26 protein-coding genes are annotated in these 24710 nt (G+C 70.7%); 20 read left to right on the forward strand and 6 right to left on the reverse strand.

Annotated elements, in window-relative coordinates:
- Positions 1 to 30: 30 nt before the first annotated feature.
- On the forward strand, positions 31 to 2460 hold the full coding sequence (locus CP975_RS19480) for an FUSC family protein (protein ID WP_150477169.1): 2430 nt from the start codon (positions 31 to 33) through the stop codon (positions 2458 to 2460).
- A 425-nt stretch (positions 2461 to 2885) separates the two neighbouring features.
- On the opposite strand, the gene CP975_RS19485 is transcribed toward CP975_RS19480, so the two are convergent.
- The 3 genes from CP975_RS19485 to rpmB form a co-directional block, all read right to left on the reverse strand.
- Positions 2886 to 3368: a hypothetical protein gene (locus CP975_RS19485; protein WP_150477170.1), complete on the reverse strand. Its 483-nt coding sequence runs from the start codon at positions 3366 to 3368 to the stop codon at positions 2886 to 2888.
- A 118-nt stretch (positions 3369 to 3486) separates the two neighbouring features.
- The gene (rpsN, locus tag CP975_RS19490; protein WP_150477171.1) at positions 3487 to 3792 is read right to left on the reverse strand and encodes a 30S ribosomal protein S14; all 306 of its coding nucleotides are present in this window, start codon (positions 3790 to 3792) and stop codon (positions 3487 to 3489) included.
- A gap of 69 nt (positions 3793 to 3861) precedes the next feature.
- Entirely contained in the window at positions 3862 to 4098 is a 237-nt protein-coding gene (gene rpmB / locus CP975_RS19495) for a 50S ribosomal protein L28 (protein WP_055536385.1), read from the reverse strand.
- 71 nt (positions 4099 to 4169) lie between these two features.
- Here rpmB and rpmG point away from each other — a divergent pair, with 71 nt between their 5' ends.
- The 5 genes from rpmG to CP975_RS19520 all read left to right on the forward strand — a co-directional run bounded on the left by rpmG (position 4170) and on the right by CP975_RS19520 (position 6523).
- A complete protein-coding gene (rpmG, locus tag CP975_RS19500) occupies positions 4170 to 4334 on the forward strand; it encodes a 50S ribosomal protein L33 (protein WP_030361075.1) in 165 nt (54 codons plus the stop codon).
- A 5-nt stretch (positions 4335 to 4339) separates the two neighbouring features.
- On the forward strand, positions 4340 to 4585 hold the full coding sequence (locus CP975_RS19505; protein WP_055536386.1) for a type B 50S ribosomal protein L31: 246 nt from the start codon (positions 4340 to 4342) through the stop codon (positions 4583 to 4585).
- Positions 4585 to 5760 carry a CobW family GTP-binding protein gene (locus CP975_RS19510; RefSeq protein WP_246201565.1) on the forward strand — a complete coding sequence of 392 codons (1176 nt, stop codon included), beginning with the start codon at positions 4585 to 4587 and terminating at the stop codon, positions 5758 to 5760. Before CP975_RS19505 ends, CP975_RS19510 begins: the two co-directional genes overlap by 1 nt.
- A gap of 3 nt (positions 5761 to 5763) precedes the next feature.
- Positions 5764 to 6003, forward strand: coding sequence for a 30S ribosomal protein S18 (gene rpsR / locus CP975_RS19515; protein ID WP_150477172.1), 240 nt, complete (start codon positions 5764 to 5766; stop codon positions 6001 to 6003).
- A 292-nt stretch (positions 6004 to 6295) separates the two neighbouring features.
- On the forward strand, positions 6296 to 6523 hold the full coding sequence (locus CP975_RS19520; RefSeq protein WP_055533771.1) for a DUF397 domain-containing protein: 228 nt from the start codon (positions 6296 to 6298) through the stop codon (positions 6521 to 6523).
- Positions 6524 to 6560: 37 nt separating this feature from the next.
- On the opposite strand, the gene CP975_RS19525 is transcribed toward CP975_RS19520, so the two are convergent.
- Positions 6561 to 7049, reverse strand: a complete 489-nt coding sequence (locus CP975_RS19525; protein WP_055533768.1) for an ATP-binding protein — start codon at positions 7047 to 7049, stop codon at positions 6561 to 6563.
- Between the two features lie 314 nt (positions 7050 to 7363).
- Between CP975_RS19525 and CP975_RS19530 the strand changes: the two genes are divergently transcribed.
- The 8 genes from CP975_RS19530 to CP975_RS19565 all read left to right on the forward strand — a co-directional run bounded on the left by CP975_RS19530 (position 7364) and on the right by CP975_RS19565 (position 14654).
- Positions 7364 to 8227: a helix-turn-helix domain-containing protein gene (locus CP975_RS19530; RefSeq protein WP_030785815.1), complete on the forward strand. Its 864-nt coding sequence runs from the start codon at positions 7364 to 7366 to the stop codon at positions 8225 to 8227.
- An 86-nt stretch (positions 8228 to 8313) separates the two neighbouring features.
- Complete coding sequence (locus CP975_RS19535) at positions 8314 to 9771, forward strand: aldehyde dehydrogenase family protein (RefSeq protein ID WP_055533767.1); 1458 nt, start codon at positions 8314 to 8316, stop codon at positions 9769 to 9771.
- A gap of 134 nt (positions 9772 to 9905) precedes the next feature.
- A complete protein-coding gene (locus tag CP975_RS19540; protein ID WP_055533766.1) occupies positions 9906 to 10457 on the forward strand; it encodes a DinB family protein in 552 nt (183 codons plus the stop codon).
- Positions 10458 to 10487: 30 nt separating this feature from the next.
- Positions 10488 to 11129 carry a PadR family transcriptional regulator gene (locus CP975_RS19545; RefSeq protein WP_055533765.1) on the forward strand — a complete coding sequence of 214 codons (642 nt, stop codon included), beginning with the start codon at positions 10488 to 10490 and terminating at the stop codon, positions 11127 to 11129.
- Positions 11130 to 11209: 80 nt separating this feature from the next.
- Positions 11210 to 12163: an ATP-binding cassette domain-containing protein gene (locus CP975_RS19550; protein WP_055533763.1), complete on the forward strand. Its 954-nt coding sequence runs from the start codon at positions 11210 to 11212 to the stop codon at positions 12161 to 12163.
- A 56-nt stretch (positions 12164 to 12219) separates the two neighbouring features.
- Positions 12220 to 12969, forward strand: a complete 750-nt coding sequence (locus CP975_RS19555; RefSeq protein ID WP_150477925.1) for an ABC transporter permease — start codon at positions 12220 to 12222, stop codon at positions 12967 to 12969.
- Between the two features lie 97 nt (positions 12970 to 13066).
- The gene (locus CP975_RS19560; RefSeq protein ID WP_055533759.1) at positions 13067 to 13825 is read left to right on the forward strand and encodes a MerR family transcriptional regulator; all 759 of its coding nucleotides are present in this window, start codon (positions 13067 to 13069) and stop codon (positions 13823 to 13825) included.
- Between the two features lie 148 nt (positions 13826 to 13973).
- Positions 13974 to 14654 (forward strand): DedA family protein, encoded by a 681-nt coding sequence (locus CP975_RS19565; RefSeq protein WP_055533757.1) that lies wholly within the window; start codon positions 13974 to 13976, stop codon positions 14652 to 14654.
- A 19-nt stretch (positions 14655 to 14673) separates the two neighbouring features.
- On the opposite strand, the gene CP975_RS19570 is transcribed toward CP975_RS19565, so the two are convergent.
- Positions 14674 to 16350: a threonine/serine exporter family protein gene (locus CP975_RS19570; protein ID WP_055533755.1), complete on the reverse strand. Its 1677-nt coding sequence runs from the start codon at positions 16348 to 16350 to the stop codon at positions 14674 to 14676.
- 122 nt (positions 16351 to 16472) lie between these two features.
- Positions 16473 to 16964 carry an inorganic diphosphatase gene (locus CP975_RS19575; RefSeq protein WP_030785786.1) on the reverse strand — a complete coding sequence of 164 codons (492 nt, stop codon included), beginning with the start codon at positions 16962 to 16964 and terminating at the stop codon, positions 16473 to 16475.
- Positions 16965 to 17097: 133 nt separating this feature from the next.
- Between CP975_RS19575 and dacB the strand changes: the two genes are divergently transcribed.
- The 6 genes from dacB (at position 17098) to folE (ending at position 24679) form a co-directional block, all read left to right on the forward strand.
- Complete coding sequence (gene dacB / locus CP975_RS19580) at positions 17098 to 18576, forward strand: D-alanyl-D-alanine carboxypeptidase/D-alanyl-D-alanine endopeptidase (RefSeq protein ID WP_425474325.1); 1479 nt, start codon at positions 17098 to 17100, stop codon at positions 18574 to 18576.
- A gap of 166 nt (positions 18577 to 18742) precedes the next feature.
- Positions 18743 to 19864, forward strand: coding sequence for a zinc-dependent metalloprotease (locus CP975_RS19585; RefSeq protein WP_055533751.1), 1122 nt, complete (start codon positions 18743 to 18745; stop codon positions 19862 to 19864).
- Positions 19865 to 20100: 236 nt separating this feature from the next.
- Positions 20101 to 21138 (forward strand): tRNA lysidine(34) synthetase TilS, encoded by a 1038-nt coding sequence (gene tilS / locus CP975_RS19590; RefSeq protein WP_150477173.1) that lies wholly within the window; start codon positions 20101 to 20103, stop codon positions 21136 to 21138.
- A 54-nt stretch (positions 21139 to 21192) separates the two neighbouring features.
- Positions 21193 to 21753, forward strand: a complete 561-nt coding sequence (gene hpt / locus CP975_RS19595; RefSeq protein ID WP_030785774.1) for a hypoxanthine phosphoribosyltransferase — start codon at positions 21193 to 21195, stop codon at positions 21751 to 21753.
- Between the two features lie 184 nt (positions 21754 to 21937).
- Positions 21938 to 23962: an ATP-dependent zinc metalloprotease FtsH gene (gene ftsH, locus CP975_RS19600; protein ID WP_150477174.1), complete on the forward strand. Its 2025-nt coding sequence runs from the start codon at positions 21938 to 21940 to the stop codon at positions 23960 to 23962.
- A 111-nt stretch (positions 23963 to 24073) separates the two neighbouring features.
- Positions 24074 to 24679, forward strand: coding sequence for a GTP cyclohydrolase I FolE (gene folE / locus CP975_RS19605; protein ID WP_030785768.1), 606 nt, complete (start codon positions 24074 to 24076; stop codon positions 24677 to 24679).
- The last annotated feature ends 31 nt before the right edge of the window (positions 24680 to 24710 follow it).

Genomic DNA, 24710 nt, shown 5'->3' on the forward strand with positions numbered 1-24710 from the left:
CTCGCCCGATATGCCCCGTATCATCACAGAGTGACCTGGCTCCGAGCGCTGAAAGAGACAGCACGCTCAGGCCTGACCGTGGAGCGCAAACGGCTCGAACCCCTGGTCGCCGCCCGGGGCGCAGCGGGCCTGGCCATCGTCATCGGTCTCAGCCTCACCCTCTTCGGCCCGGCGGTGGCCGCCAGCTCCGCCTTCGGCGCGTTCCAGGCAGCCATCGCCACGTTCCAGCGCAGCTGGCGCCCCCGCCCGGAACTCGCCCTCGCCTCCGGCACGAGCCTCGCCGTCTCCACCTTCCTCGGCTACCTCACCGGCTCCCACACCCTCCTCTTCCTCGCCCTCCTCTCCCTCTGGACCTTCCTGGCGGGCCTGAGCTGGGCCGCGGGCCCGACCGTCGGCATCATCGCCTCGTCGAACGTGGCGATCATGCTGGTCACGGTCACCATCCCGACCTCGGCGGCCGCCGCCGCGGGCCACGCGGCGATGATGGTCGTGGGCGGCTTCGTCCAGGCGGCTCTCGTGGTGCTCCTTCCGGTACGCAGATGGGGCGCCCACCGGGACGCCCTCGCCGACGCCCTGGCCGCCGAGGCGGACTACGCCCGCAGGCTCAGGCACGACCCGGTCGCCCCCTTCGACCCGGAACCCCTGATGGCGGCCCGCGACGCGGCGACGATCACCCCGCGCCAGGCCCGCACCCGCCCCGCGGAACTGCACGGCGCGCGAGGCCTGGCCGAACGTATCCGCCCGGTCCTCGCCTCCCTGGCGGACCCGGCGGTGGGCGTCCCGCCGGAGGGCAGGGAACGCGACCGGGTGCGCGAACTGCTGGCCGCGGCGGGCTCCGTCCTGGACGCGGCGGCCCGCGCGATCCGCCACGGAGAGCCGGTGAAGATGCCCCCGGCGGCCCTGGCCACGCTCAGGACCCCGGACACGGGGGCGATCCTGACGGGCCCCGCGTACCGCGCGGCGACCCGCCTCGGGGCGCTCCTGAGGGACGTACTGGAAACAGCGGGAGGCCCCCAGCACACCCCCCACACCCCACCACCGCCCTCGGCCCCACCACCGCCCTCGGCCCCACCACCGCCCTCGGCCTCACCCCCGGCCTCGGCTGCACCACCGGCCCCGGCCTCACCACTGGCCTCGTCCCCACCACCGGCCCCGGCCTCACCACCGACCCCGGCCCCGCCACCGGCCTCGGCCGCACCGCCGGACCCGACCTCACTACCGGCCTCGGCTGCACCACCGACCCCGGCCTCACCACTGGCCTCGTCCCCACCACCGGCCCCGGCCTCACCACTGACCCCGGCCCCGCCACCGGCCTCGGCTGCACCACCGACCCCGGCCCCACCACCGACCACCACCCCCCACCCCGACACCCAGGCGGTCCCCCTCCTCCGCCCCTCGCTGCCCGCCCTCGTCCCCGCCGCCCTGCGCGCCATGCGGGCGTCCCTGCGCCACGAGTCCCCGATCGCCCGCCATGCGATCCGCGTCACCGCGGTGGCCGCCGCCGGTTATCTCCTCGGCACCTGGCTCCCGTTCGGCCACGGCTACTGGGCCCCCATGGCGTCGGTGATGGTGATGCGCCCGGACTTCTCCCAGACGTACTCCCGCGCCGTCGCCCGCTTCGGCGGCACCCTCGTCGGCGTCGCGCTCGCCACGGGCCTGGTCCAGCTGGCCGGCCCCGGCACGGGCCTGTCCGCCGCGCTCGCCGTGCTCTGCGCCGGGATGATGTACCTGCTGATGCGCACGGGGCAGGTGGCGGCGCAGGCCTGCGTGGCCGCGTACGTCGTGTTCCTGCTCGGTATGGGCGGCCAGCAGTGGACGCAGACGGTCCCGGAGCGCGTCGTACTGACGCTGCTCGGCGGCGTCCTCGCGATGATCGCGTACGCCGTGTACCCGGCGTGGGAGACCCCGCGTCTGCGCACGCGCCTGGCGGACTGGCTGATCGCGGACGGCCGGTACGCCGCCGCGGTCGTCGACCACTACGCGCATCCGGCGGGCAAGGCCTGCCCCGACGTACGCGAGGCGCTGCTCGCGGCGAGGGACGCCAGGATCGCCTGGCAGGACGCGACGGCCCGCGCCCAGAACGAACCGGTGCGCCACCGCGGCCTGTCCCGCGCCGCGGCCACGGAGGCGGCGGACGCCCTGGCCCAGCTGGGGCGCGTGGCGATGTTGATGGAGGCGCACCTGCCGGAGCGCGACGCGACGCCCGTCCCCGCGGCGGCGCGCCTCGCCGACGCGCTGCGCAGGTCGACGGAGCAGGGCGCGAAGGCGGTACGGGAACGCCGCGTCCCCCACTGGGAGGCGGTCCGCACGGCCCTGGAGGAGTGGGACGGCGAGGGCGTCCCCGACCGCGTGGTCCGCAGGGGAGCGGGCCTGCTCCTGACCACCCTGGAAGACCTCTCCAACGCCCTGGACACCCCCGCACCACCCATGCTCCTGGACGGCACCGCACCCCGCAGCTGACCCCCCTCGCAAAGTTCCGGCACGCGCAGCGGCGCGGCGCCCGGCTCCGGCCGGGGCCCCAGGGCACGCCCCCGACGTCGCGATGCCCGCCCCGCGGGTGAACGAGGGTGACGGCACCGCACCCCGCCGCTGCCCCCCGCGAAGTCCCGCATGCGCAGCGGCGCGTCGCCCGGCTCCGGCCGGGGCCCCAGGGCACGCCCCCGACATCGCGATGCCCGCCCCGCGGGTGAACGGGGGAACGGCACCGCACCCCGCCGCTGCCCCCCCCCGCGAAGTCCCGCCCGCGCAGCGGCGCGGCGCCCGGCTCCGCCGGGGACCCCCCGGGGCACGCACCCGACGCCGCGACGCCCGCCCCGCCGGCGCACGGCGGGCCTTTGCGCACGCGCCCAGGAGCCCCCCCGACAGAGCTCCCGCCAGAGCCCCCGCTAGGACTGCGGCGGCACCCCCGTAGGCAGCCCCTCCGGAAGCTTGCCTCCCTGGGTCTTCTGGAACTCGTCCGTGCCCGCGCCCTCCCACGCCACCTTCAGTGTCTTGGCGTCCACGGACTCGACCCGGCCCGTCGTGCGGTCGGAGTCGCCCTTCGGGCACTTGAGGCTGATCACCTGCGCGCCGGACCTGCCACTCGCGGTGCCGCTGCACATCACGTCCTCGCCCACCAGCGACGCCGACCCCTGGTGGACCACGAGAGCCAGCGGCTTCCCGTCGGTCGTCGTGAGCCACGCCCCCTCCACGCTGCCGCCCTCGGAACCGCCGCCCCCGGCCGAGTCGCCCTCCTGCGAGGAGTCGGACCCGCCGGCCGACGAGGCGCCGCGGTCCTTCTTGCCGCCGCCCCCGTCACCGTCCCCGCCTCCATCACCGTCGCTGCCGCACCCGGCCACGGCGAGCACCGCGACAAGACTGGCCGCCACGGCCCCGACCCGGGCCCGACGGACACGACGGACACTACGGACGTACGTACGCACTGGAACTCCCCCTGTATGACGTGGCGTTGCCCCGCCGGCATCCCCGGCGAAATCGCGCGCCAAGCTACCAGGAGGACTTCCGCACCCCGGGGAGGAAACCGGCGTGCGCTTGCTCACGCAACTTCACCCTCGACAATCCGAACGCCCCCACGTACCCGCGCGGACGCCCGTCGACACTGTCCCGGTTCCGCACCCGCGTGGCGCTCGCGTCGCGCGGGTGGCGTGCCAACTCCCGCTGGGCGGCGAGCCGTTCGGCATCGGCCGTGCCAGGCCTGCGGATGGCCTCCTTCAGCTCGGCCCGCCGGGCGGCGTACCGCGCGACGATCTCCCGGCGCTTCTCGTTCTTCGCGATCTTGCTCTTCTTCGCCATCGGTTCAGACCTCTTCCTTCTTCGTCCTTCTTCGTCCGTCTTCTTCCCTCTTCTGGTTTCCGCTCGGGATCAGACCTTCTCGCCCCGCGCGCGGATCCTCGCGACCGCCGCCTCGATGCCGAGGGAGTCCACGGCCCTGATGGCCCTCGCGCTGAGCCGCAGCCGCACGTACCGCCCCTCGCTCGGCAGCCAGTACCGCTTGCGCTGGACGTTGGGGTCGAAGCGGCGGGAGGTCCGCCGGTGGGAGTGGGAGACGTGGTTGCCGAAGCCGGGCTTCGCGCCCGTCAGCTGACAGTGGGCGGACATGGTGACGCACCTCTCGGTCGATGAAAGAACTCCGCAATTGAAAACGGGAGTCGTTTTCATATACTAGCCACATGGCCCGCAACGAACTCCGCCCCGTCATCAAGCTCCGCTCCACGGCGGGAACCGGCTACACCTACGTGACCCGCAAGAACCGACGGAACGACCCCGACCGCCTCACGCTGCGCAAGTACGACCCGGTGGCCGGACGCCACGTCGACTTCCGAGAGGAGCGCTGACCGCCATGCGCAAGGACATCCACCCCCCGTACGCCCCCGTCGTCTTCCGCGACAAGGCCGCCGGCTTCGCCTTCCTCACCCGCTCGACGGCCACCAGCCAGAAGACGGTCGAGTGGGAGGACGGGAACACGTACCCGGTCATCGACGTCGAGGTCTCGTCCGCGAGCCACCCCTTCTACACGGGCACGGCACGCGTCATGGACACGGCCGGCCGCGTCGAGCGCTTCGAGCGCCGCTTCGGTAAGCGCTGATGGACCACACGCACGACGGGCGGGGCGCGAACGCCGCCCGCCCGATGGACACCGTGATCGTCGGCGGCCTCCACGCGGACGCCCGCAGGGCGGCCGTCGACCACCTCCTCGCCACCGTCCCCGGCAGCGTCGCCCTCCACCACGACCTGTCGACCGCCGTGCGGGGCACCGTCGTACGCACCGTGCGCGACACCAGCGGCGTGCTCTCCACGGGCGAGACCCCCCTCGTCAACGACTGCGCGTGCTGCGCGCTCCGCGAGGACCTGGTGCCCGAGCTGCGGCGGCTCGCCGACGCGGGCCTGAACCGGCTCGCCGTCGTCGAGCTGTGGGACTCCGTCGAGCCCAAGGCCATGGCCGAGGTCATCGCGGCGCACGGCGGTGAGGGCATCAGGCTCGGCGGCGTCGTCACCGCGGTCGACCCCGCGCTGCTCCTGCCCTGCCTCGGCAACGGCGACGACCTCATGGACGCCGGCCTCGCCGCAGCCCCCACCGACCAGCGCACGGTCGCCGACACCTGGGCACGCCAGCTCGAATACGCGCCCGTGCTCGCCGTCGCGGACTCCGCCGAGGCCGACGACGAGGACCGCGCGCTGCTCACCCAGCTCCACCCGACGGCTCACCAAGTCCCGATCGGGCACGGCGACCTGGCCTGCGCCGCGCTCGCCGGCTTCGACGTCGAGGCGGCCGCCGCGGCCCAGCACCCGGCCTGCGCGCTGCTGCCGACCGAGGCCGACGCGTGCGGTGTCTCCACCTTCGTATGGCGCCGGGAGCGTCCGTTCCACCCGGAGCGGCTGTACGAGGCGCTGGAGGACCTGACCTGCGCGGCCGCCCGCAGCCGGGGAAGGTTCTGGCTGGCCGACCACCCGGACACGCTGCTCGGCTGGGACGCGGCGGGCGGCGCCCTGTGCGTCGAGAGCGCCGGGCCCTGGCTGGCCTCACTGCCGGACGCCGCGTGGGAGATGGTGCCGCCGATGCGCCGCGCGGCCGCCGCCCTCGACTGGCACCCGGAGCACGGCGACTGCTGCAACCACCTGGTGTTCACCTCGCCCGGCCTGGACCGCGAGGGCCTCGAACAGGTCCTGGAGTCCTGCCTGCTGACCGACGAGGAGTACGCCGCCGGGCGCGACGCCTGGAAGAACCTGCCCCCCGCCTTCGACACCCTCCTGGAGGTCTGACCCTTGTCCCCCCGCAAGGCCCCCGCCCGCCCGCAGAAGCCGCGTCCCAACCCCCTCGACGCGCTCGGCATCACGTACATCGACTACAAGGACACGGATCTGCTGCGGAAGTTCATCTCGGACCGCGGCAAGATCCGCGGCCGTCGGGTGACGCGTGTCACGGCGCAGCAGCAGCGGCAGATCGCCGCCGCGATCAAGAACGCCCGCGAGATGGCCCTTCTGCCGTACGGCACCGCGCGCTGACGCCTCCCGCTCTCTCCTCAGCCGCCCCCTCCGCCGCACCCCGCCGGTTGTTTTCCGCCTTTCGGACGGAACACATCCGGCGCGGTGCGCGTCTGTTACTAGAGCACTGTTTCTAGAGAACGGTTTCTGGAGTGCGGGGACCGGTGAGCTGTAATCAGGGCGCCACCCCGCGTGCACGTGCATCTGCCCATGCATCGGCATGTGAACACAGCTATGATCCGGGACAGTTGACCACTGCATCTAGAGCCACTAAAGGCACTGCACCACCGGGGAGCGATCTGTGCACCACGCGATGAACGGCATGGCGGCCACGGAGCTTCACGGGGTGGTCTGGCAGAAGAGCAGACACAGCAACTCGCAGGGATCCTGCGTGGAGTTCGCGAAACTGCCGGGCGGCGACGTCGCCGTACGCAACTCGCGCTTCCCGGACGGCCCGGCGCTCGTCTACACGCGCGCGGAGATAGAAGCGATGCTGCTGGGCATGAAGGACGGGGAGTTCGACCACCTGATAGGCGGTTGAGTACGCGAACGCCGCCCCGCCCCACGGGCCGTTCCCCTCAGCCCAGTTGGAACAGCGCCCAGACCACCTTGCCGCGCACGGTGCCCGCGAGCGGGTGCCAGCCCCAGCCGTCGCTGAAGGACTCCACCAGGAACAGGCCGCGGCCCGACTCCGCGGAGAAGTCGTCGTCGGTGTCGCGCGTCACCGGGCTCTCGTCGCTGGGGTCGCGCACCGCGCACACCAGCCGGGACGCCCAGCGCATCAGATGCAGCCGCACGGCCGGGTCGAGCTGCTCGCGCGGGGTGGCGGCGGGCAGCGCGTGCCGCAGGGCGTTGGTGACGAGTTCGGAGACGACCAGCGCTATGTCGTCGAAGCGCTCGTCCAGATCCCACTGCCCGAGCGTCTTGCGGGTGAACTTCCGCGCGCAGCCCACCGCTTCATAGCGGGCGGGGAGTGCGACGGAGGCCGCCGAGGAGACCGCCGAGGGATCGAGCGGAGGAAGCCCCTGCCGTAACGGCTCGAGCATGGTCGATCCATTCGTCCCCATGCGAGGCACTCCCCGGTTTCGCGGTACGTAGCGATGGAGCGGTGGCGCGGTCGGTCGCCGATGGTGCGGGTGGTACGCGGTCGGTACAGCAGTGGCGCGCGGACCATGGTTCCGAATGCGTACAGCAGATGCAAGGGCAGATGCACGTGCACGCGCCGGACTTGAGGGTGCCCGTGCCAGTTCTTGCCCATTTCTTCCTACGGATTCTTGTGGAGAGCTTTCGGAGGCTTTCCGTTTCCGTAACCGAACGAGTACGGCCCGAAGCGTTTAATGGCAGACTGCTGGCTTCCAGTCGATGGGGAGGATTGAGCGAAGTGACCGCAGGGGAGTCGAGTGGCTCGGTGGTACGGCGCATCCTGCTGGGGTCGCAGCTGAGGCGCCTGAGGGAATCCCGGGGCATCACCCGTGAAGCGGCCGGCTACTCGATCCGTGCATCCGAATCGAAGATCAGCCGCATGGAGTTGGGACGGGTGAGCTTCAAGTCCAGGGACATCGAGGACCTTCTGACGCTCTACGGCGTCACGGACGAGGCCGAGCGCGGCGCACTCCTCTCGCTTGCCAAGGAGGCCAATCTCACCGGCTGGTGGCACAGTTACTCCGACGTCCTGCCGGGCTGGTTCCAGACCTACATCGGCCTTGAGGGCGCGGCCTCCCTGATCCGTGTCTACGAAGTGCAGTTCGTCAACGGCCTGTTGCAGACCGAGGCGTACGCGCACGCGGTCGTCGCGCGCGGCATGAAGGGTGCGAGCGAGGCTGAGATCGAACGCCGCGTCGCGCTGCGCCTGGAGCGGCAGAAGCTCCTCGCCTCCGAGCACGCGCCCCGCTTCCACTGCGTCCTCGACGAGGCCGCGCTGCGACGCCCGTACGGCGACCGCGAGGTGATGCGCGGACAGATCCAGCACCTCATCGAGATCTCCGAGCGCCCGAACGTCACCCTTCAGGTGATGCCGTTCAGCTTCGGCGGCCACGCGGGCGAGAGCGGCGCGTTCACCATGCTGAGCTTCCCGGAGTCCGACCTCTCCGACGTCGTGTACGTGGAGCAGCTCACCGGAGCGCTCTACCTCGACAAGGCGGAGGAGGTCGCCCAGTACGAGCGGGTGGCGGCGCAGCTGCACCAGGACAGCCCGGATCCGGCGGACAGCCGCGACCTTCTGCGCGGTCTCCTCCAACTCACCTGAAACATAAGTACTATGACGTGACCTCAGGTGTCTGACGCTGATCGGATATCTGCTTCCGTCTGCTGCCGCGGCAAGGGGTCCGTCTCATGTCCTTCTTCACTGACCTGGCTCACCAGTACATCGACGGGGAATGGAAAGCCGGGTCGGGCTCCTGGGACATCATCGACTTCAATCCGTACAACGGCGAGAAGCTGGCGTCCATCACCGTCGCCACGGCCGACGAGGTCGACCAGGCCTACCGCGCCGCCGAGCGCGCGCAGCGGGAGTGGGCCGACACCAACCCCTATGCCAGGCGCGGTGTCTTCGAGCGAGCCCTGCGGATCATCGAGGACCGCGAGGCGGAGATCACCGAGGCGATCATCGCCGAGCTGGGCGGCACCCGGCTCAAGGCGGCCTTCGAGCTGCACCTCACCAAGGAGTTCCTGCGCGAGGCCGTGCACCTCGCGCTGCGGTCCGAGGGCCGGATCCTGCCCTCCCCGGACGACGGCAAGGAGAACCGCCTGTACCGCGTCCCGGTGGGCGTGGTCGGCGTCATCAGCCCCTTCAACTTCCCCTTCCTGCTGTCGATCAAGTCCGTCGCCCCGGCCCTCGCCCTCGGCAACGCGGTCGTCCTCAAGCCCCACCAGAACGCGCCGGTGCTCGGCGGCAGCCTCGTGGCCAAGGTGTTCGAGGACGCCGGGCTGCCGGCCGGTCTGCTCAACGTCGTCATCACGGACATAGCCGAGATAGGCGACGCCCTGATCGAGCACCCGGTGCCGGGCATCATCTCCTTCACCGGCTCGGACCGCGTGGGCCGCCACGTCGCCACGGTCTGCGCCTCGCACTTCAAGCGCTCGATCCTGGAGCTGGGCGGAAACAGCGCGCTGATCGTCCTGGACGACGCCGACATCGACTACGCCGTGGACGCGGCGGTCTTCAGCCGCTTCGTGCATCAGGGCCAGGTCTGCATGGCCGCCAACCGCATCCTCGTGGACCGCTCCGTGCGGGCGGAGTTCACCGAGAAGTTCGTCGCCAAGGCCGCCTCCCTCAAGGTCGGCGACCCGGCCGAGCCCGGTACGCACATCGGCCCGCTCATCAACTCCTCGCAGGCGGAGGCGGTTTCGTCCGTCGTCGAGCAGGCGGTCGCCGCGGGCGCGACGGCCCTGCTGCGCGGCGGCATCGAGGGCAACGTGGTCTCGCCCTCCGTCCTGACGGACCTGCCCGCCGACTCCCCGGTCCTCGGCCAGGAGATCTTCGGGCCCGTGGCCCTGATCCTGCCCTTCGACGGCGAGGAGGAGGCGGTGCGGATCGCCAACGACAGCCCGTACGGCCTGAGCGGCGCGGTGCACACGGCCGACATCGAGCGCGGCGTGCGGCTCGCCAAGCGCGTCAGGACCGGCATGATCCACGTGAACGACGGCACGGTGCACGACGAGGCGATCGTGCCGTTCGGCGGCGAGAAGAGCTCCGGCATCGGCCGGCTGAACGGCGAGTCGACGGTGGAGGCCTTCACCACGCAGAAGTGGATATCGGTGCAGCACGGGCGCTCGCGGTTCCCGTTCTGAGACTCGCGCCTTTCCGGGCCCCGTCCGAGCCACCCTTGCGGACAGAACCTGACCGCAAGGGTCCGTAGCTTGTGACGTGTCGGGAGGGAAGCCGAAGTCCGGCGGCCCTCAACCCCTCGGAAAAGGCGGGCATCATGGTCACCCACGTCAGTTCGGAAGCACGCGGCGACGAGCGCGGCGCCCTCATCGCCTTCGTGGAGGCCCAGCGCGGCGGCCTGCGCCGCTCCGTCCTCGGCCTCACCGACGAGCAGGCCGCCCAGCGGCCGAGCGCCAGTGAGCTGTCCCTGTCGGGCCTGGTGAAGCACGTCGCCGAGATGGAGCTGAACTGGCTGCGCATGGCCCAGCGCAAGCCGAACGAGAAGCAGCGCGACGAGGCGACCTGGGGCGACAGCTTCCGCCTCGTGGACGGCGAGACGCTCGCGGAGACCCTGGCCTTCTGGGACCGGGTCGCCCGCGAGACCGAGGAGTTCATCCGCGAGGTCCCGAGCCTCGACGACACCTTCCCGCTGCCCGAGGCGCCCTGGTTCCCCAAGGACGGCCAGGTGTCGATGCGCTGGCTGATGCTGCACCTGGTCGAGGAGATCGCCCGGCACGCCGGCCACGCCGACATCATCCGCGAGTCGCTGGACGGGCAGACCGCTTTCGCGCTCGTATCCCTGGAGCAGGGATACCCTAGTCAAAATTGATGACTGGGGGGCTAGCGGAAGGCGCGATACATGTCAGCGATCCGGCTACTGGTTCTCGGAGCCGTGCGCCAGCACGGCCGGGCCCACGGCTACCAGGTCCGCAACGACCTGGAGTTCTGGGGCGCCCACGAGTGGTCCAACGCCAAGCCGGGTTCGATCTACCACGCGCTGAAGCAGCTGGCCAAGCAGGGACTGCTGCGCGCGCACGAGGTCGCCCCCTCGACGGCGGGCGGCCCGCCGCGCACGGAGTACGAGATCACGGACCAGGGCACGCGGGAGTACCTCTCCCTGGTCCGCGAGTCCCTGACCACGTACGACCAGCGGCCCGACATCCTCACGGCGGCGCTCGGCTTCATGGTGGACCTGCCGCGCGAGGAGGCGGTGGCCCTCCTGGAGGAGCGCGTGCGCCGTATGAAGGAGTGGCGCGCCTCCGTCACCGAGTACTACACGCCCGAGGAAGGCCCGGGCCAGCTGGGCCACATCGGCGAGATCATGAACTACTGGGTGCACTCGGCCGACACCGGCGCGGAGTGGACCGAGAGCCTGATCGCCCGCATCAAGGGCGGCGCCTACACCTTCGCAGGTGAGGGCGAGCCGTTCGTCGGGGTGCTCGCCGACGGTGAGGAGAACCCGTTCGGGACGGGCGCGCCGCACGCCGGGGACCGCAAGTAATCAAGTTTGACGAATGCTGGACCTTCCGCTACCTTCGCCCATCTAGTCAACTTTGACTACATGATCAACGAGGGAGCCGGATGGCGGACGTGATCATCGTTGAGGGCGTACGGAAGAGGTTCGGGGAGAAGGCCGCGCTGGACGGCCTCGACCTACGGGTGGGGCGCGGCACGGTGCACGGCGTGCTCGGCCCCAACGGCGCGGGAAAGACCACGGCGGTACGGGTGCTCGCCACCCTGTTGCGGGCCGACGAGGGGCGCGTGGAGGTCGCGGGGCACGACGTGCGGCGCAGGCCCGACGAGGTGCGACGGCGCATCGGGCTGCTGGGGCAGCACGCGGCGGTGGACGAGGAGCTGAGCGGCCGCCAGAACCTGGACATGTTCGGGCGGCTCTACCACCTGGGCGCGCGCCACGCGCGCGTGCGGGCCGAGGAACTCCTGGAGCGGTTCGGTCTGGCGGACACCGGCGGCAAGGCGGTCAAGCGGTACAGCGGCGGCATGCGCCGCCGCCTGGACCTTGCCGCCTCGCTCATCACGGACCCCGAGGTGCTGTTCCTCGACGAGCCCACCACGGGCCTGGACCCGCGGGGCCGCGCCGAGGTGTGGGAGTCGGTGCGCTCGCTGGTCGGCGGCGGTACGACCGTGCTGCTGACCACGCAGTACCTGGAGGAGGCCGATCAGCTGGCCGACCGCGTCTCGGTGATCGACGGCGGCCGGGTCGTCGCGGACGGCACGCCGGACGGCCTGAAGCGGCGCCTCGGCGGCGACCGCATCGACGTGGTGGTGCGGGACGCGGCCCAGCTGGCCCGCACGGCCGATCTGCTGCCCGCGGGCGCCACGGTGGACGCCGACCGCAGGCTGGCCTCCGCACCCGTCACCGACCGGATGGAGGCGCTGACGGACGTCGTACGGGCGCTGCGGGACGCGGGCATCGACGCGGAGGACGTGGCGCTGCGCAGGCCCACGCTGGACGAGGTGTTCCTGAGCCTGACCGGGCCCGGGGAGCGTACGAAGCTCGCGAAGGAGGCAGTGTGAGTACGTTCCTGGCGGGCGGCACGGCACTCAGGTGGGCCGCGACCGACTCCTGGACCATGACCCGGCGCGAACTGGCGCACTGGGCGCGGCAGCCGGTGCAGGTCATGGTGGGCCTGGTCTTCCCGGTGATGCTGCTGCTGATGTTCACGTATCTGATCGGCGGCGGGAAGGGCATCACGGGTCAGTACGCGGAGTTCCTGGTGCCCGGCATGTTCGCCCTGACGATGGTCTTCGGCCTGGACGCCACGATGGTCGCGGTCACCCAGGACCTGAACAAGGGCGTGATCGACCGCTTCCGGTCCATGCCGATGACCAACGGCGCGGTCCTGGTCGGGCGCTCGGCCGCCGACATGCTCCAGTCCTTCGTCTCGCTGCTGGTCATGATGGCGGTGGGGCTCGCGATCGGCTGGCGCTGGCACGGCTCGTTCGCGGCCGTCCTCGCGGCCCTCGGGCTGCTGCTCATGCTGCGGTTCGCGATGCTGTGGCTCGGCATCCACCTGGCGATGATCGCGGGCAGGCCGGAGATGGTGGCGGCCGTGCAGATCCTGGTCTGGCCGGTCGGCTTCCTGTCCAACGCCTTCACGGTCCCGCAGAACATGCCGGGCTGGCTGGGCACCCTGGTCGAGTGGAACCCCATGTCCGCGACCGCCACCGCCGTGCGCGACCTCTTCGGCAACGACCCCGGAGTGACCGGCACGTCCTGGGCGGCCGAACACGCGGGTCTCCTGGCGGTGCTGTGGCCCGTGGTACTGGTGGGAGTCTTCCTGCCCCTGGCGGTACGGAGGTTCACGGCGCTCAGCAAGTAGCGGTCCCGCCCTCCGTGCCCTCTCCGGGCTCGCGCTTGCACCTCACGCGGCGTGAGGACGCAGGCTGAGGCGCGTACCGAGAAGAGAGGGGGAAGCCATGAGCCACTCGGTGGGACAGGTCGCCGGTTTCGCCGGGGTGACGGTGCGCACGCTGCACCACTACGACGAGATCGGCCTGCTCGTGCCGAGCGGGCGCAACCACGCGGGTCACCGGCGCTACGGCGACGCCGACCTGGACCGGTTGCAGCAGATCCTGTTCTACCGGGAGCTGGGCTTCCCCCTCGAAGAGGTGGCGTCCCTCCTGGACGACCCCGACGCGGACCCGCGCGCGCATCTGCGCCGCCAGCACGAGCTGCTGACCGCCCGGATCGCCAAGCTCCAGGAGATGGCCGCCGCCGTCGAGACCGCCATGGAGGCGAAGAAGATGGGCATCGATCTCACGCCCGAGGAGAGGTTCGAGGTCTTCGGGGACTCCGACCCCGAGCAGTACGCGGAGGAGACCGAGCGTCGATGGGGCGACACGGAGGCCTACCGGGAGTCGCAGCGCAGGTCGGCCACGTACACCAAGGACGACTGGAAGCGGATCAACGACGAGTTCGCGGCGGTCCACGCCCACCTGGGCGACCTGCTCGCCCAAGGGTTCGCCGCGGACTCCCGGGAGGCGATGGACGGCGCCGAGGAGCACCGCCGCTTCATCAGCCGCTACCACTACGAGTGTGGGCACGAGATGCACACCTGCCTCGGGGAGATGTACGTCGCCGACGAGCGGTTCACCGCCTTCTACGAGGCGATCCGGCCCGGGCTCGCGGTGTACATGAGGGACGCGATCCAGGCGAACGCGGCACGCGGCAAGTGATCGGTAAGGGGCGCTTCCCAGGGGAGGCGCCCCTTACTACGCTGCCTAACTGGACGGTGGAACCCGGCCCGCCCGCGCGGCGTTGATAACTTTGGGCGGCTGCACCCGCCGCCGCACCGCCCCCCTCACCCCTCAGGAGCCCGGAACCGTGACGACGCTTGCGCTCGGACCAAGCTGGCTGGATCCGGATTACCTGCTCAACCAGTTCGGCCTCTGGGGCCTGCTGGTGATCGTCTTCGCCGAGTCGGGCCTGCTCATCGGCTTCTTCCTGCCGGGCGACTCGCTGCTGTTCACCACGGGCCTGCTCATCACCACGCACAAGCTGGACACCCCGCTGTGGCTGGCCTGCGTACTGATCTGCGTCGCCGCGATCCTCGGCGACCAGGCGGGCTACCTCTTCGGCAAGAAGGTCGGGCCCGCGCTGTTCAACCGCCCGGACTCCAAGCTCTTCAAGCAGGAGAACGTGGTCAAGGCCCACGAGTTCTTCGAGAAGTACGGCCCGAAGTCCCTGGTCCTGGCCCGCTTCGTGCCGATCGTGCGCACGTTCACGCCGATCATCGCCGGCGTCTCCGGCATGCGGTACCGCTCGTTCATCACGTTCAACATCATCGGCGGCGTCCTGTGGGGCGCGGGCGTCACGCTGCTCGGCGCCTGGCTGGGCAACATCGACTTCGTCCACAAGAACATCGAGGCGATCCTCATCCTGATCGTCCTGATCTCGGTGGTCCCGATCGCCATCGAGTTCCTGCGGGCGCGGGGCAAGTCCAAGAAGGCGGCGGCGGCCGAGGGCGCGCCCCCGGCCCAGCGCGGCAGGCACGCGAAGCGCTGACGAAGCGGCCCGTCCGCGGTCAGAAGCCCCTGGTCCGCTTGGCCGCACGGCGATTCGCCGCGGTGGCCGCCCCGGGGACCTTCAGGATCAGCCGGGAGACCTCGCTCCCCAGGTTCACGCCGATCGCGATGGCCAAGGCCGTCGCGACGGCCTTGGTGAGCGAGTTCATGCCCGTGTTGAGGTCGTTCTGCGCGAGGGCGAGCAGCCCGAAGTACGTGGCGCTGCCGGGCAGCAGCGGCCCGATGGCGGCCGTCACGTACGGCAGCGAGGACGCGAACCGGTAGCGCGAGAAGAGCTGCCCGAACAGACCCACCAGGCCGGCCGCCACAGCCGTCGCCGCGACGGGGGACAGCTCCAGCGGTGTCTGCGCGAGCGCCCCGAACATCACCCAGGCGATGCCGCCGTTCAGGGTCACCATCAGCACGGTGTGACGTTCCTGCTGGAGCAGTATCGCGAAGGCGAGGCTCAGCGCCATCGACGCCAGGATCTGGATGACCGGCCGCGACGACGTGACGCCGAACTGCGTCTCCGGCGTCAGATTCGTCGCGTCCAGCATCACACCGAGCGACAGCACGAGCAGCACGCCGCAGACGATCCCGACGATCAGATACATGACCTCCAGCAGACGCGCGGCCGCGGTGATGTAGTAGCCGGTCAGACCGTCCTGCACCCCCGCCACCAGTGCCCGCCCCGGAATCAGCGCGAAGAGGCCACCGGTGATGACCGCGGAGGCCATCGTCGCCTCGGTGTGCGCGAAGCTCAGCGCGACACCCATCGCGGCGGGCGGCATCGCTGCCCCCACGAACTGGTAGAACTCCGGCAGCCCGCGCCCCGCGCACAGCCAGGCCAGCCGGTCGCCCAGCATCGCGCCGACCGCGGCCACGACGAAGACCAGCGCGCCACCGCCGACCAGGACGGACGCGGAGCCCGCCAGCAGGCCGCTGGCGGCCGTGAGGGCCCAGCCGGGGTAGGGGTGACGGTTACGCCGGATGCCCGCGAGGCGGCGGTAGGCCTCCTCCAGGGAGACCTCGATGTCCGGGTCGCTGATGTCGTCCACCAGGTGGAAGACCGCCGCCAGCCGGGTGTAGTCGGTGCCCCGGCGGCGCACCGTCCGGGAGGCCGTGACGGGGTCGTCCACCAGCGAGGGCTGGTGGGAGATCGAAAGGAGCGTGAACGTCACGTTCGGCTCGCAGCGGTCGAGCCCGTAGGACCGGCAGACGGCGAACATGGCCGCCTCGACGTCCTCGGCGCCCTCACCGCCGGCGAGCAGCAGCTCCCCGATACGCAGCGTGAGGTCGAGCACGCGCGGCACGGCGGGCCCGGCCTCGTCCTCCTGCTTCTGCGCGGGCTCCGGAGCGGGCCGCTCGGTGACCGGCATCCGCAGCATCGTGCGCATCAGGTCCTGCCAGGGCGCTTCCTTGGTGAGCTTCACCAGGGGGATGCCCTGCGCGGGCGTGAAGGCCTGGGGGGCGTTGCGGGCGCTGTAGGTGTGCGGCGTCGTGAACGCCGACTTCTCGGCCTCCTGCGTCGTCGACGGCGACGGGGCCGGCAGACCTGTGGGGAGGGCGAACTCGGAGGTGGTCTGGGACTCGTCCTCGGGCGCCTGCGGCTGCGCCGTCACCCCGCTGGGCTGCGCGAACGCGCTGCGGGCCTCGTCCGACTGAGGCTTTCGGTCCTCGGCCTCATGCTCGGCCACTGATGCCCTCACTTCTCATACGACTCGTACGCACCCTCCGTATGGCCAGTATGGGCACAGATACACGAACGGGCCGCGCGGTCCGGAACCCGGATCGCGCGGCCCGTACGAGGCCGGGAGGCTCAGTGGCCGCCCTGCGCCTCGAAGCGCTTGTACGACTTCTCGATCTCGGCCTCGGCGTCCGCGCGGCCGACCCAGTCGGCGCCCTCGACGGACTTGCCGGGCTCCAGGTCCTTGTAGACCTCGAAGAAGTGCTGGATCTCCAGGCGGTCGAACTCGGAAACGTGGTGGATGTCACGCAGGTGCTCCACGCGCGGGTCCGACGCCGGAACGCAGAGCAGCTTGTCGTCGCCGCCCGCCTCGTCGGTCATCCGGAACATGCCGATCGCGCGGCACTTGATGAGGCATCCGGGGAAGGTCGGCTCGTCCAGGATGACCAGAGCGTCCAGCGGGTCACCGTCCTCGCCGAGGGTGTTCTCGACGAAGCCGTAGTCCGCGGGGTAGCTGGTCGACGTGAAGAGGCGACGGTCCAGACGGATCCGACCGGTCTCGTGGTCCACCTCGTACTTGTTCCGCGAACCCTTCGGAATCTCGATGGTGACGTCGAACTCCACGGGTGGCTCCTCCATGATCAGCACATACTTCGGGTGATTAAGTGTCCCTCACGCAGATGTGTGATCGCGAAAGGGGCTGGTCGTCGTGCCGGAGCTCAAGCCTTGGCAGCGGCCTCGACAGCTTTTGAGACAGCTGCCAAAGCCTTCCGCCATCAAGCTCCCCCGGAAGCCGGGGAAGCTCACGACCTCGCAGCTCACGGCCTGTGCCGCCACCCTCGGCCTGGTGATCTCGGCCGGGGCGGTGGCCGCGGCCGGCCCTTGGGACTCCTCCGGTCAGCGTACGGCCGAGCGGGACTGGGCCGCTGCTCAGGAGGCCGGGGGTGGCGCAGATCACGGCGGGCACGGGTCCGCGGGGGCGCCCGAGGCCGCCCCGAGCGCCCCTTCCGTGCTCACCGGACTCGGCGCGCCCGCGGGGACGGCACCCGCGCCGACGGACCGCGCCCTCGCGGACGTACTCGATCCGCTCCTGAAGGACCCGGCGCTCGGCCCGGAGCGCTCGGCCGTCGTCCTCGACGCGGTCTCCGGGAAGCGGGTCTACGGCGAGAGGGCGGGGGACGGCCTGACGCCCGCGTCGACCATCAAGATCGCCACGGCGGTCGCGGCGCTGTCCGCCGTGGGGCCCGACCACCGCATCGCCACCACGACGGTCATCGAGCCGGACTCCGAGGAGGTCGTCCTGGTCGGCGGCGGCGACCCCACGCTCACCGCCCGCAAGGACGGCCGGTACACCGACACCGCCGCGAGCCTGCGCACGCTCGCCGAGGACACCGCCCGGGCGCTGAAGTCCCGAGACATCGACAAGGTGACGCTCTCCTACGACACCTCGCTGTACTCCGGGCCGCCGCAGCACCCCATCGGCCCCAACGAGAACATCACGCCGGTCAGCGCCCTGATGGCAGACGAGGGCCGCCTCGACGACTCCTCCAGCGGGCCCGCTCCGCGCGCGGGTGACCCGGCGGGCGACGCGGCGAAGAAGTTCGCGGACCTCCTGAAGGCCGAGGGCATCCACACGGAAGCCGACCCCGGCCCCTCCAAGGCGACCACCCGCGCCTCGTCCCTCGCCAAGGTCGAGTCGCCGCCCCTGTCCTTTCTGGTCGAGCGGATGCTGACCCACAGCGACAACGACATCGCGGAGGCCCTCGCCCGCCGGACGGCCATCGCCGCGAAGGAGCCGGCCAGCTTCGACGGCGCGGGCCGGGCGGTCGGCGCCCAGCTCACCAAGCTGGAACTGCCGCTCTCCGGAGCGAAGTTCGCCGACGGCAGCGGACTGGACCGCGCCGACCGCGTCTCCGCCGAACTCCTGGCGGCCCTCCTGGACCGCGCCGCCGACCCGGCCCGCCCCGAACTGCGCTCCGTCGTGACGGGCCTGCCGGTCGCGGGCTTCACGGGCACCCTGGTCGACCGCTACCCCAAGGACTCCCCGGGCACCGGCGTCGTACGCGCCAAGACCGGCACGCTCACGGGAGTGAACACCCTGGCCGGCACGGTCGTGGACGCGGACGGCCGCCTCCTGCTCTTCGCCTTCATGACCACGGACACGAAGGATCCCCAGGCGGCCCAGAAAGCCCTGGACCACATGGCCTCGACCCTGGCGAACTGTGGCTGCCGCTAACACCTCCGAGAGGCCGGCCCAGGCCCCGAAGGGGCGCGGGGAACTGCGCGCCCAGCCACCCCCAACCCGCACTCTCAAAGCCATGGAGGCCCCTAGGGGCAAGCTCCGGGGCAACCTGGGGGGTCAACACCCTCCACCGGAGGGGGCCAGCACGTACCGTTGACGCATGACGAGCATCGGTGGTGCGGAGATGGTCGACTGGAATCTCGCGGTGGCGACCGCGACCCGGCTCGTGCGGCCGGGCCCAGAGGTGAGCCGGGACGAGGCGCGAGCCATCGTCGCCGAGCTGCGCCGGCATGCCAAGTCCTCGGAGGAGCACGTCCGTTCCTTCACGGGCATGGCCACGGAGGACACCCACGACACCCCCGTCCTCGTCGTGGACAGAGCAGGCTGGATCAAGGCCAACGTCGCCGGCTTCCGGGAGATCCTCAAGCCCCTCCTGGACAAGATGCAGGACAAGCGCGGCAGCGGCCCCGGCGGCGCCGTCCTCGGCGCGGTCGGCGGCAAGGTGACCGGCGTGGAGCTGGGCATGCTCCTGTCGTTCCTGGCCTCCCGCGTCCTCGGCCAGTACGAGACCTTCGCCCCCGCCACCCGAGACCTCCCCGCGGGGGCGAACGGCGGCGGCAGGCTCCTCCTGGTCGCCCCGAACATCGTGCACGTGGAGCGCGAACTGGACGTGGACCCCCACGACTTCCGCCTGTGGGTCTGCCTCCACGAGGAGACGCACCGCACCCAGTTCACCGCCGTCCCCTGGCTGCGCGACCACCTCGAAGGCGAGATCCAGTCGTTCCTCGGCGAGACCGAGGTCGACCCGATGACCGTCCTCGAGCGCATCAGGGAGGCCGCCCAGTCGTTCGCCGGAGGCCGCCCGGAGGACGAGGAGGACGACGCGAGCCGCTCCATCGTCGAGCTGGTGCAGACCCCCGCCCAGCGCGAGATCCTCGCCCGCCTCACGGCCGTGATGTCCCTGCTCGAAGGCCATGCGGACTTCGTGATGGACGGCGTCGGCCCCGACGTCGTGCCCTCCGTCGCCGAGATCCGCGAGAAGTTCAAGGAGCGCAGGGCCCGCGGCGCGAGCCGCCTCGACCAGGCCCTGCGCAAGCTCCTCGGCCTCGACGCGAAATTGCGCCAATATCGGGACGGCGAGCGATTCGTACGAGCGGTCGTGCAGGAGGTCGGCATGGACGGCTTCAACCGCGTATGGACCTCGCCGAACACACTGCCCACGAAGGCGGAGATCGCCAAACCGGCGGACTGGGTCGCGAGGGTGCACCGTAAGGGAGACTGAGAGAACGGATGCGGCCGATGGCAGGAGAACGCCTCCGCAATCACCCGTCCGAGGGACCGTAGGCGAGGGGTAGGCGTGCAATGCTCGGGGAACGGCTCGGCTCTGTCACCATCGACACACTCTGAGTGACTGCACACTCGGTGTCCCGAGGCCTGGAGGACCAGGCCCGGTCTCCGGAGTGAGTCCTGAGTGATTGGTCCGAGGCTCACCCCCGAACTTCACGAAGGGAACCGGACATGGGTCCCCATCCTGCGGTCGCGGCGATACGCCTGGCGGTCCGCCGCGTACTCCACGACGTACTGACCGACGTACAGCGCAGCTCCGAGAACGACCCCCCACCCCCCGCACACGAGCACGCCCCCCAGCCGCTCGTGCTCGTCGCCTGCTCCGGCGGCGCCGACTCCATGGCGCTCGCCTCGGCCCTCGCCTTCGAGGCCCCCAAGCTCGGCATCCGCGCCGGCGGCGTCACCGTCGACCACGGCCTCCAGCCCGGCTCGGACCTGCGCGCGGCCGAGGTGCTCGTACGCCTCGGCGCCCTCGGCCTCGAACCGGTCGAGTCCGTCGCCGTGCGCGTGGGCCGCGAAGGCGGCCCGGAAGCCGCCGCCCGCGACGCCCGCTACGCCGCCTTGGACGCCGCCGCCGAACGGCACGCGGCGGCCGCGGTCCTGCTCGGTCACACGCGCGACGACCAGGCGGAGACCGTCCTGCTCGGCCTCGCCCGCGGCTCCGGGATCCGCTCCCTGTCCGGAATGGCCGCGACCTCGGGGGTCGCGGGCCGTTACCGCCGCCCCTTCCTGCACATCGACCGCCAGACCGCCCGCAAGGCGTGCATGGTCCAGTCGCTGCCCGTCTGGGACGACCCGCACAACGCCGATCCGGCCTACACCCGCTCACGGCTGCGCCACGAGGGGCTGCCCGCCCTGGAGAAGGCCCTCGGCAAGGGCGTCGTCGAAGCGCTCGCCCGCACGGCCCGGCTCTCCCGCGACGACGCGGACGCACTCGACACCTGGGCCGCCCAGGCCGAGGCGACCGTGCGCGACGCCGCGGGCGTCCTGGAGTGCGCCAAGCTCTACGCCCTGCCGCCCGCCGTACGCCGCCGCATCGTGCGCAAGGCCGTCATCGAGGCCGGGGCGCCCGCGGGCTCGCTCTTCGCCCGGCACATCGAAGAGGTCGACCGTCTGATCACCGGCTGGCGCGGCCAGGGAGCCATCAATCTCCCGGGCAAAGTCGTGGCTCAGCGCCAGGGTGGCAGACTGGTGATCCGGCAAGGCTGACGAGAGGCCCGTGCTCATCGCGGGCCCGGTCGGCCGGTGGGACGACCGAAAGTGATGCGGGTGGACGCGAAAGACATGGGCACCGACCTCAAGTCGGTGCTCATCACCAAGGAAGAGATCGACGCGAAGCTGGCAGAGCTGGCCGCGAAGATCGACGCGGAGTACGCGGGCAAGGACCTGCTGATCGTCGGCGTCCTCAAGGGCGCCGTGATGGTCATGGCGGACCTGGCGCGCGCGCTGTCCACCCCCGTCACGATGGACTGGATGGCCGTGTCGTCGTACGGCGCGGGCACCCAGTCCTCCGGCGTCGTGCGGATCCTCAAGGACCTGGACACCGACATCAAGGGCAAGCACGTCCTGATCGTCGAGGACATCATCGACTCCGGTCTGACGCTGTCCTGGCTGCTGTCCAACCTCGGCTCGCGCGAGCCCGCCTCCCTGGAGGTGTGCACGCTGCTGCGCAAGCCCGAGGCGGCGAAGGTCGCGATCGACGTGAAGTGGATCGGCTTCGACATCCCCAACGAGTTCGTCGTGGGCTACGGCCTGGACTTCGCGGAGAAGTACCGCAACCTCCCCTTCGTCGGAACGCTGGCCCCGCACGTCTACGGCGGCTGACGTCCCGTAGGACCGCGTACGACGGCGGGGAACCCTCACCCGTTTCCCGCCGTTGGACCATTCGAAGGCGGGTTTGCCAGCCGTCCCGTGCGGCTTCGGGTCACAATGCTGGGGTACCGTCCGAAGAACAGTCTTTATCAAACTCACTATGGCAGGAGGGACGGGGCGTCTTCGCTCCGTATGGATGGACGTGAAGCGATACTTCCGTGGGCCAGTCATGTGGATCGTGCTGGCCGTCCTTGCCGTGGTCGTGTTGATGCAGGTCGTCGGCTCGTCCGGTGGCTACAAGACGGTTGACACCGGTCAGGTCGTTCAGGCGATCAACGACAACAAGGTCGAGTCGGCCAAGCTCACCACCGGTGACGAGCAGATCATCAAGGTCGAGCTCAAGGACGGCCAGAAGGTCAAGGACAGCAGCAAGATCCAGGCGAGCTACATCGGCGACCAGGGCGTCGACCTCGCCAAGTCTCTGCAGGCCAAGTTCGAGGACAAGCAGATCAAGGACGGTTACACCGTCTCCCCGTCGAAGCAGAACCCCTTCGTCGGCATCCTGCTCTCCCTCCTCCCCTTCGTCCTCATCGTCGTCGTCTTCCTGTTCCTGATGAACCAGATGCAGGGCGGCGGCTCCCGAGTCATGAACTTCGGGAAGTCCAAGGCCAAGCTCATCACCAAGGACACCCCGAAGACGACCTTCTCCGATGTGGCGGGTTCGGACGAAGCCGTCGAGGAGCTCCACGAGATCAAGGAGTTCCTCCAGGAGCCGGCGAAGTTCCAGGCCGTCGGCGCCAAGATCCCCAAGGGCGTTCTCCTCTACGGCCCGCCCGGTACCGGCAAGACGCTCCTCGCGCGCGCCGTCGCCGGTGAGGCCGGGGTGCCGTTCTACTCCATCTCCGGCTCCGACTTCGTCGAGATGTTCGTCGGTGTCGGTGCCTCCCGTGTCCGCGACCTCTTCGAGCAGGCCAAGGCGAACGCCCCGGCGATCGTCTTCGTCGACGAGATCGACGCGGTCGGCCGTCACCGCGGCGCCGGCCTCGGCGGTGGCCACGACGAGCGCGAGCAGACGCTGAACCAGCTGCTCGTCGAGATGGACGGCTTCGACGTGAAGGGCGGCGTCATCCTGATCGCCGCCACGAACCGCCCCGACATCCTCGACCCGGCGCTCCTGCGCCCCGGCCGCTTCGACCGGCAGATCGCCGTCGACCGCCCGGACATGCAGGGCCGTCTGGAGATCCTCAAGGTCCACCAGAAGGGCAAGCCGGTCGCCCCGGACGTGGACCTCGGCGCGGTGGCCCGTCGCACGCCGGGCTTCACGGGCGCCGACCTGTCGAACGTGCTGAACGAAGCGGCGCTCCTGACGGCGCGCAGCGACAAGAAGCTGATCGACAACCACTCGCTGGACGAGGCGATCGACCGCGTCGTGGCGGGCCCGCAGAAGCGGACCCGGATCATGTCCGACAAGGAAAAGAAGATCACCGCGTACCACGAGGGCGGACACGCCCTGGTCGCGGCGGCTTCCCCGAACTCGGACCCGGTCCACAAGATCACGATCCTGTCCCGCGGCCGGGCCCTGGGTTACACCATGGTCCTGCCCGAAGAGGACAAGTACTCCACCACGCGCAACGAAATGCTCGACCAGCTGGCATACATGCTGGGCGGGCGCGCCGCCGAGGAGCTGGTCTTCCACGACCCGACGACGGGCGCGGCGAACGACATCGAGAAGGCCACGGCCACCGCACGCGCGATGGTCACGCAGTACGGCATGACCGAGCGTCTCGGCGCGATCAAGTTCGGCGGGGACAACACCGAGCCGTTCCTCGGGCGCGAGATGGCGCACCAGCGGGACTACTCCGAAGAGGTCGCCGCGCTGGTCGACGAAGAGGTCAAGAAGCTCATCGAGACCGCGCACAACGAAGCGTGGGAGATCCTCGTCGAGAACCGCGACATCCTCGACAACCTGGTCCTCCAGCTCCTTGAGAAGGAGACCCTCGGCAAGGAGCAGATCGCCGAGGTCTTCGCCGGGATCGTGAAGCGCCCGGCCCGCCCGGCATGGACCGGCTCCTCGCGGCGTACGCCCTCGACCCGCCCGCCGGTGCTCTCCCCCAAGGAGCTGTCGCTGACGAACGGTGCGAACGGCGCCACCCCCGCGGTGACGTCGGGCAGCGCGGACAAGCACCTTGAGGTGGCCCCGGAGGACCGCCCCGAGAGCTGATCCCGCGCGCCTCAGCAGGCCCGGAATGAATGCCGCGCCCCCCTGGTTCTAGCCTGGGGGGCGCGGCATTTTTGGTACGCCCGCGTGAGACGCACAGGAACGAGGCACAACATGACCGACCCGGTGACGCTGGACGGCGAGCACTCGATCGGCGAGTTCGACGAGAAGCGGGCCGAGAACGCCGTGCGTGAGCTTCTGATCGCCGTGGGGGAGGACCCCGACCGCGAGGGCCTCCTGGAGACTCCGGCGCGCGTCGCACGGGCGTACCGGGAGATATTCTCCGGGCTGCGGCAGAAGGCGGAGGACGTCCTGACGACGACGTTCGACCTCGGTCATGACGAGATGGTCCTGGTGAAGGACATCGAGGTCATGAGTTCGTGTGAGCATCACCTGGTCCCCTTCGTCGGGGTCGCCCACGTCGGGTACATCCCGTCCACCGACGGCAAGATCACCGGCCTGTCGAAGCTCGCCCGCCTCGTCGACGTCTACGCACGCCGTCCGCAGGTGCAGGAGCGTCTGACCACCCAGATCGCGGACTCCCTGATGGAGATACTGGAGCCGCGCGGTGTGATCGTGGTCGTCGAGTGCGAGCACATGTGCATGACGATGCGCGGGGTGCGCAAGCCCGGCGCCAAGACGATCACGTCCGCGGTCCGCGGTCAGCTGAGGGACCCCGCGACGCGCAACGAGGCGATGAGCCTGATCATGGCTCGCTAGCCGGACCGTATGCACGGCCGGACCGGTATGC

Source organism: Streptomyces alboniger, assembly GCF_008704395.1.
GTDB classification, from domain to species: domain Bacteria; phylum Actinomycetota; class Actinomycetes; order Streptomycetales; family Streptomycetaceae; genus Streptomyces; species Streptomyces alboniger.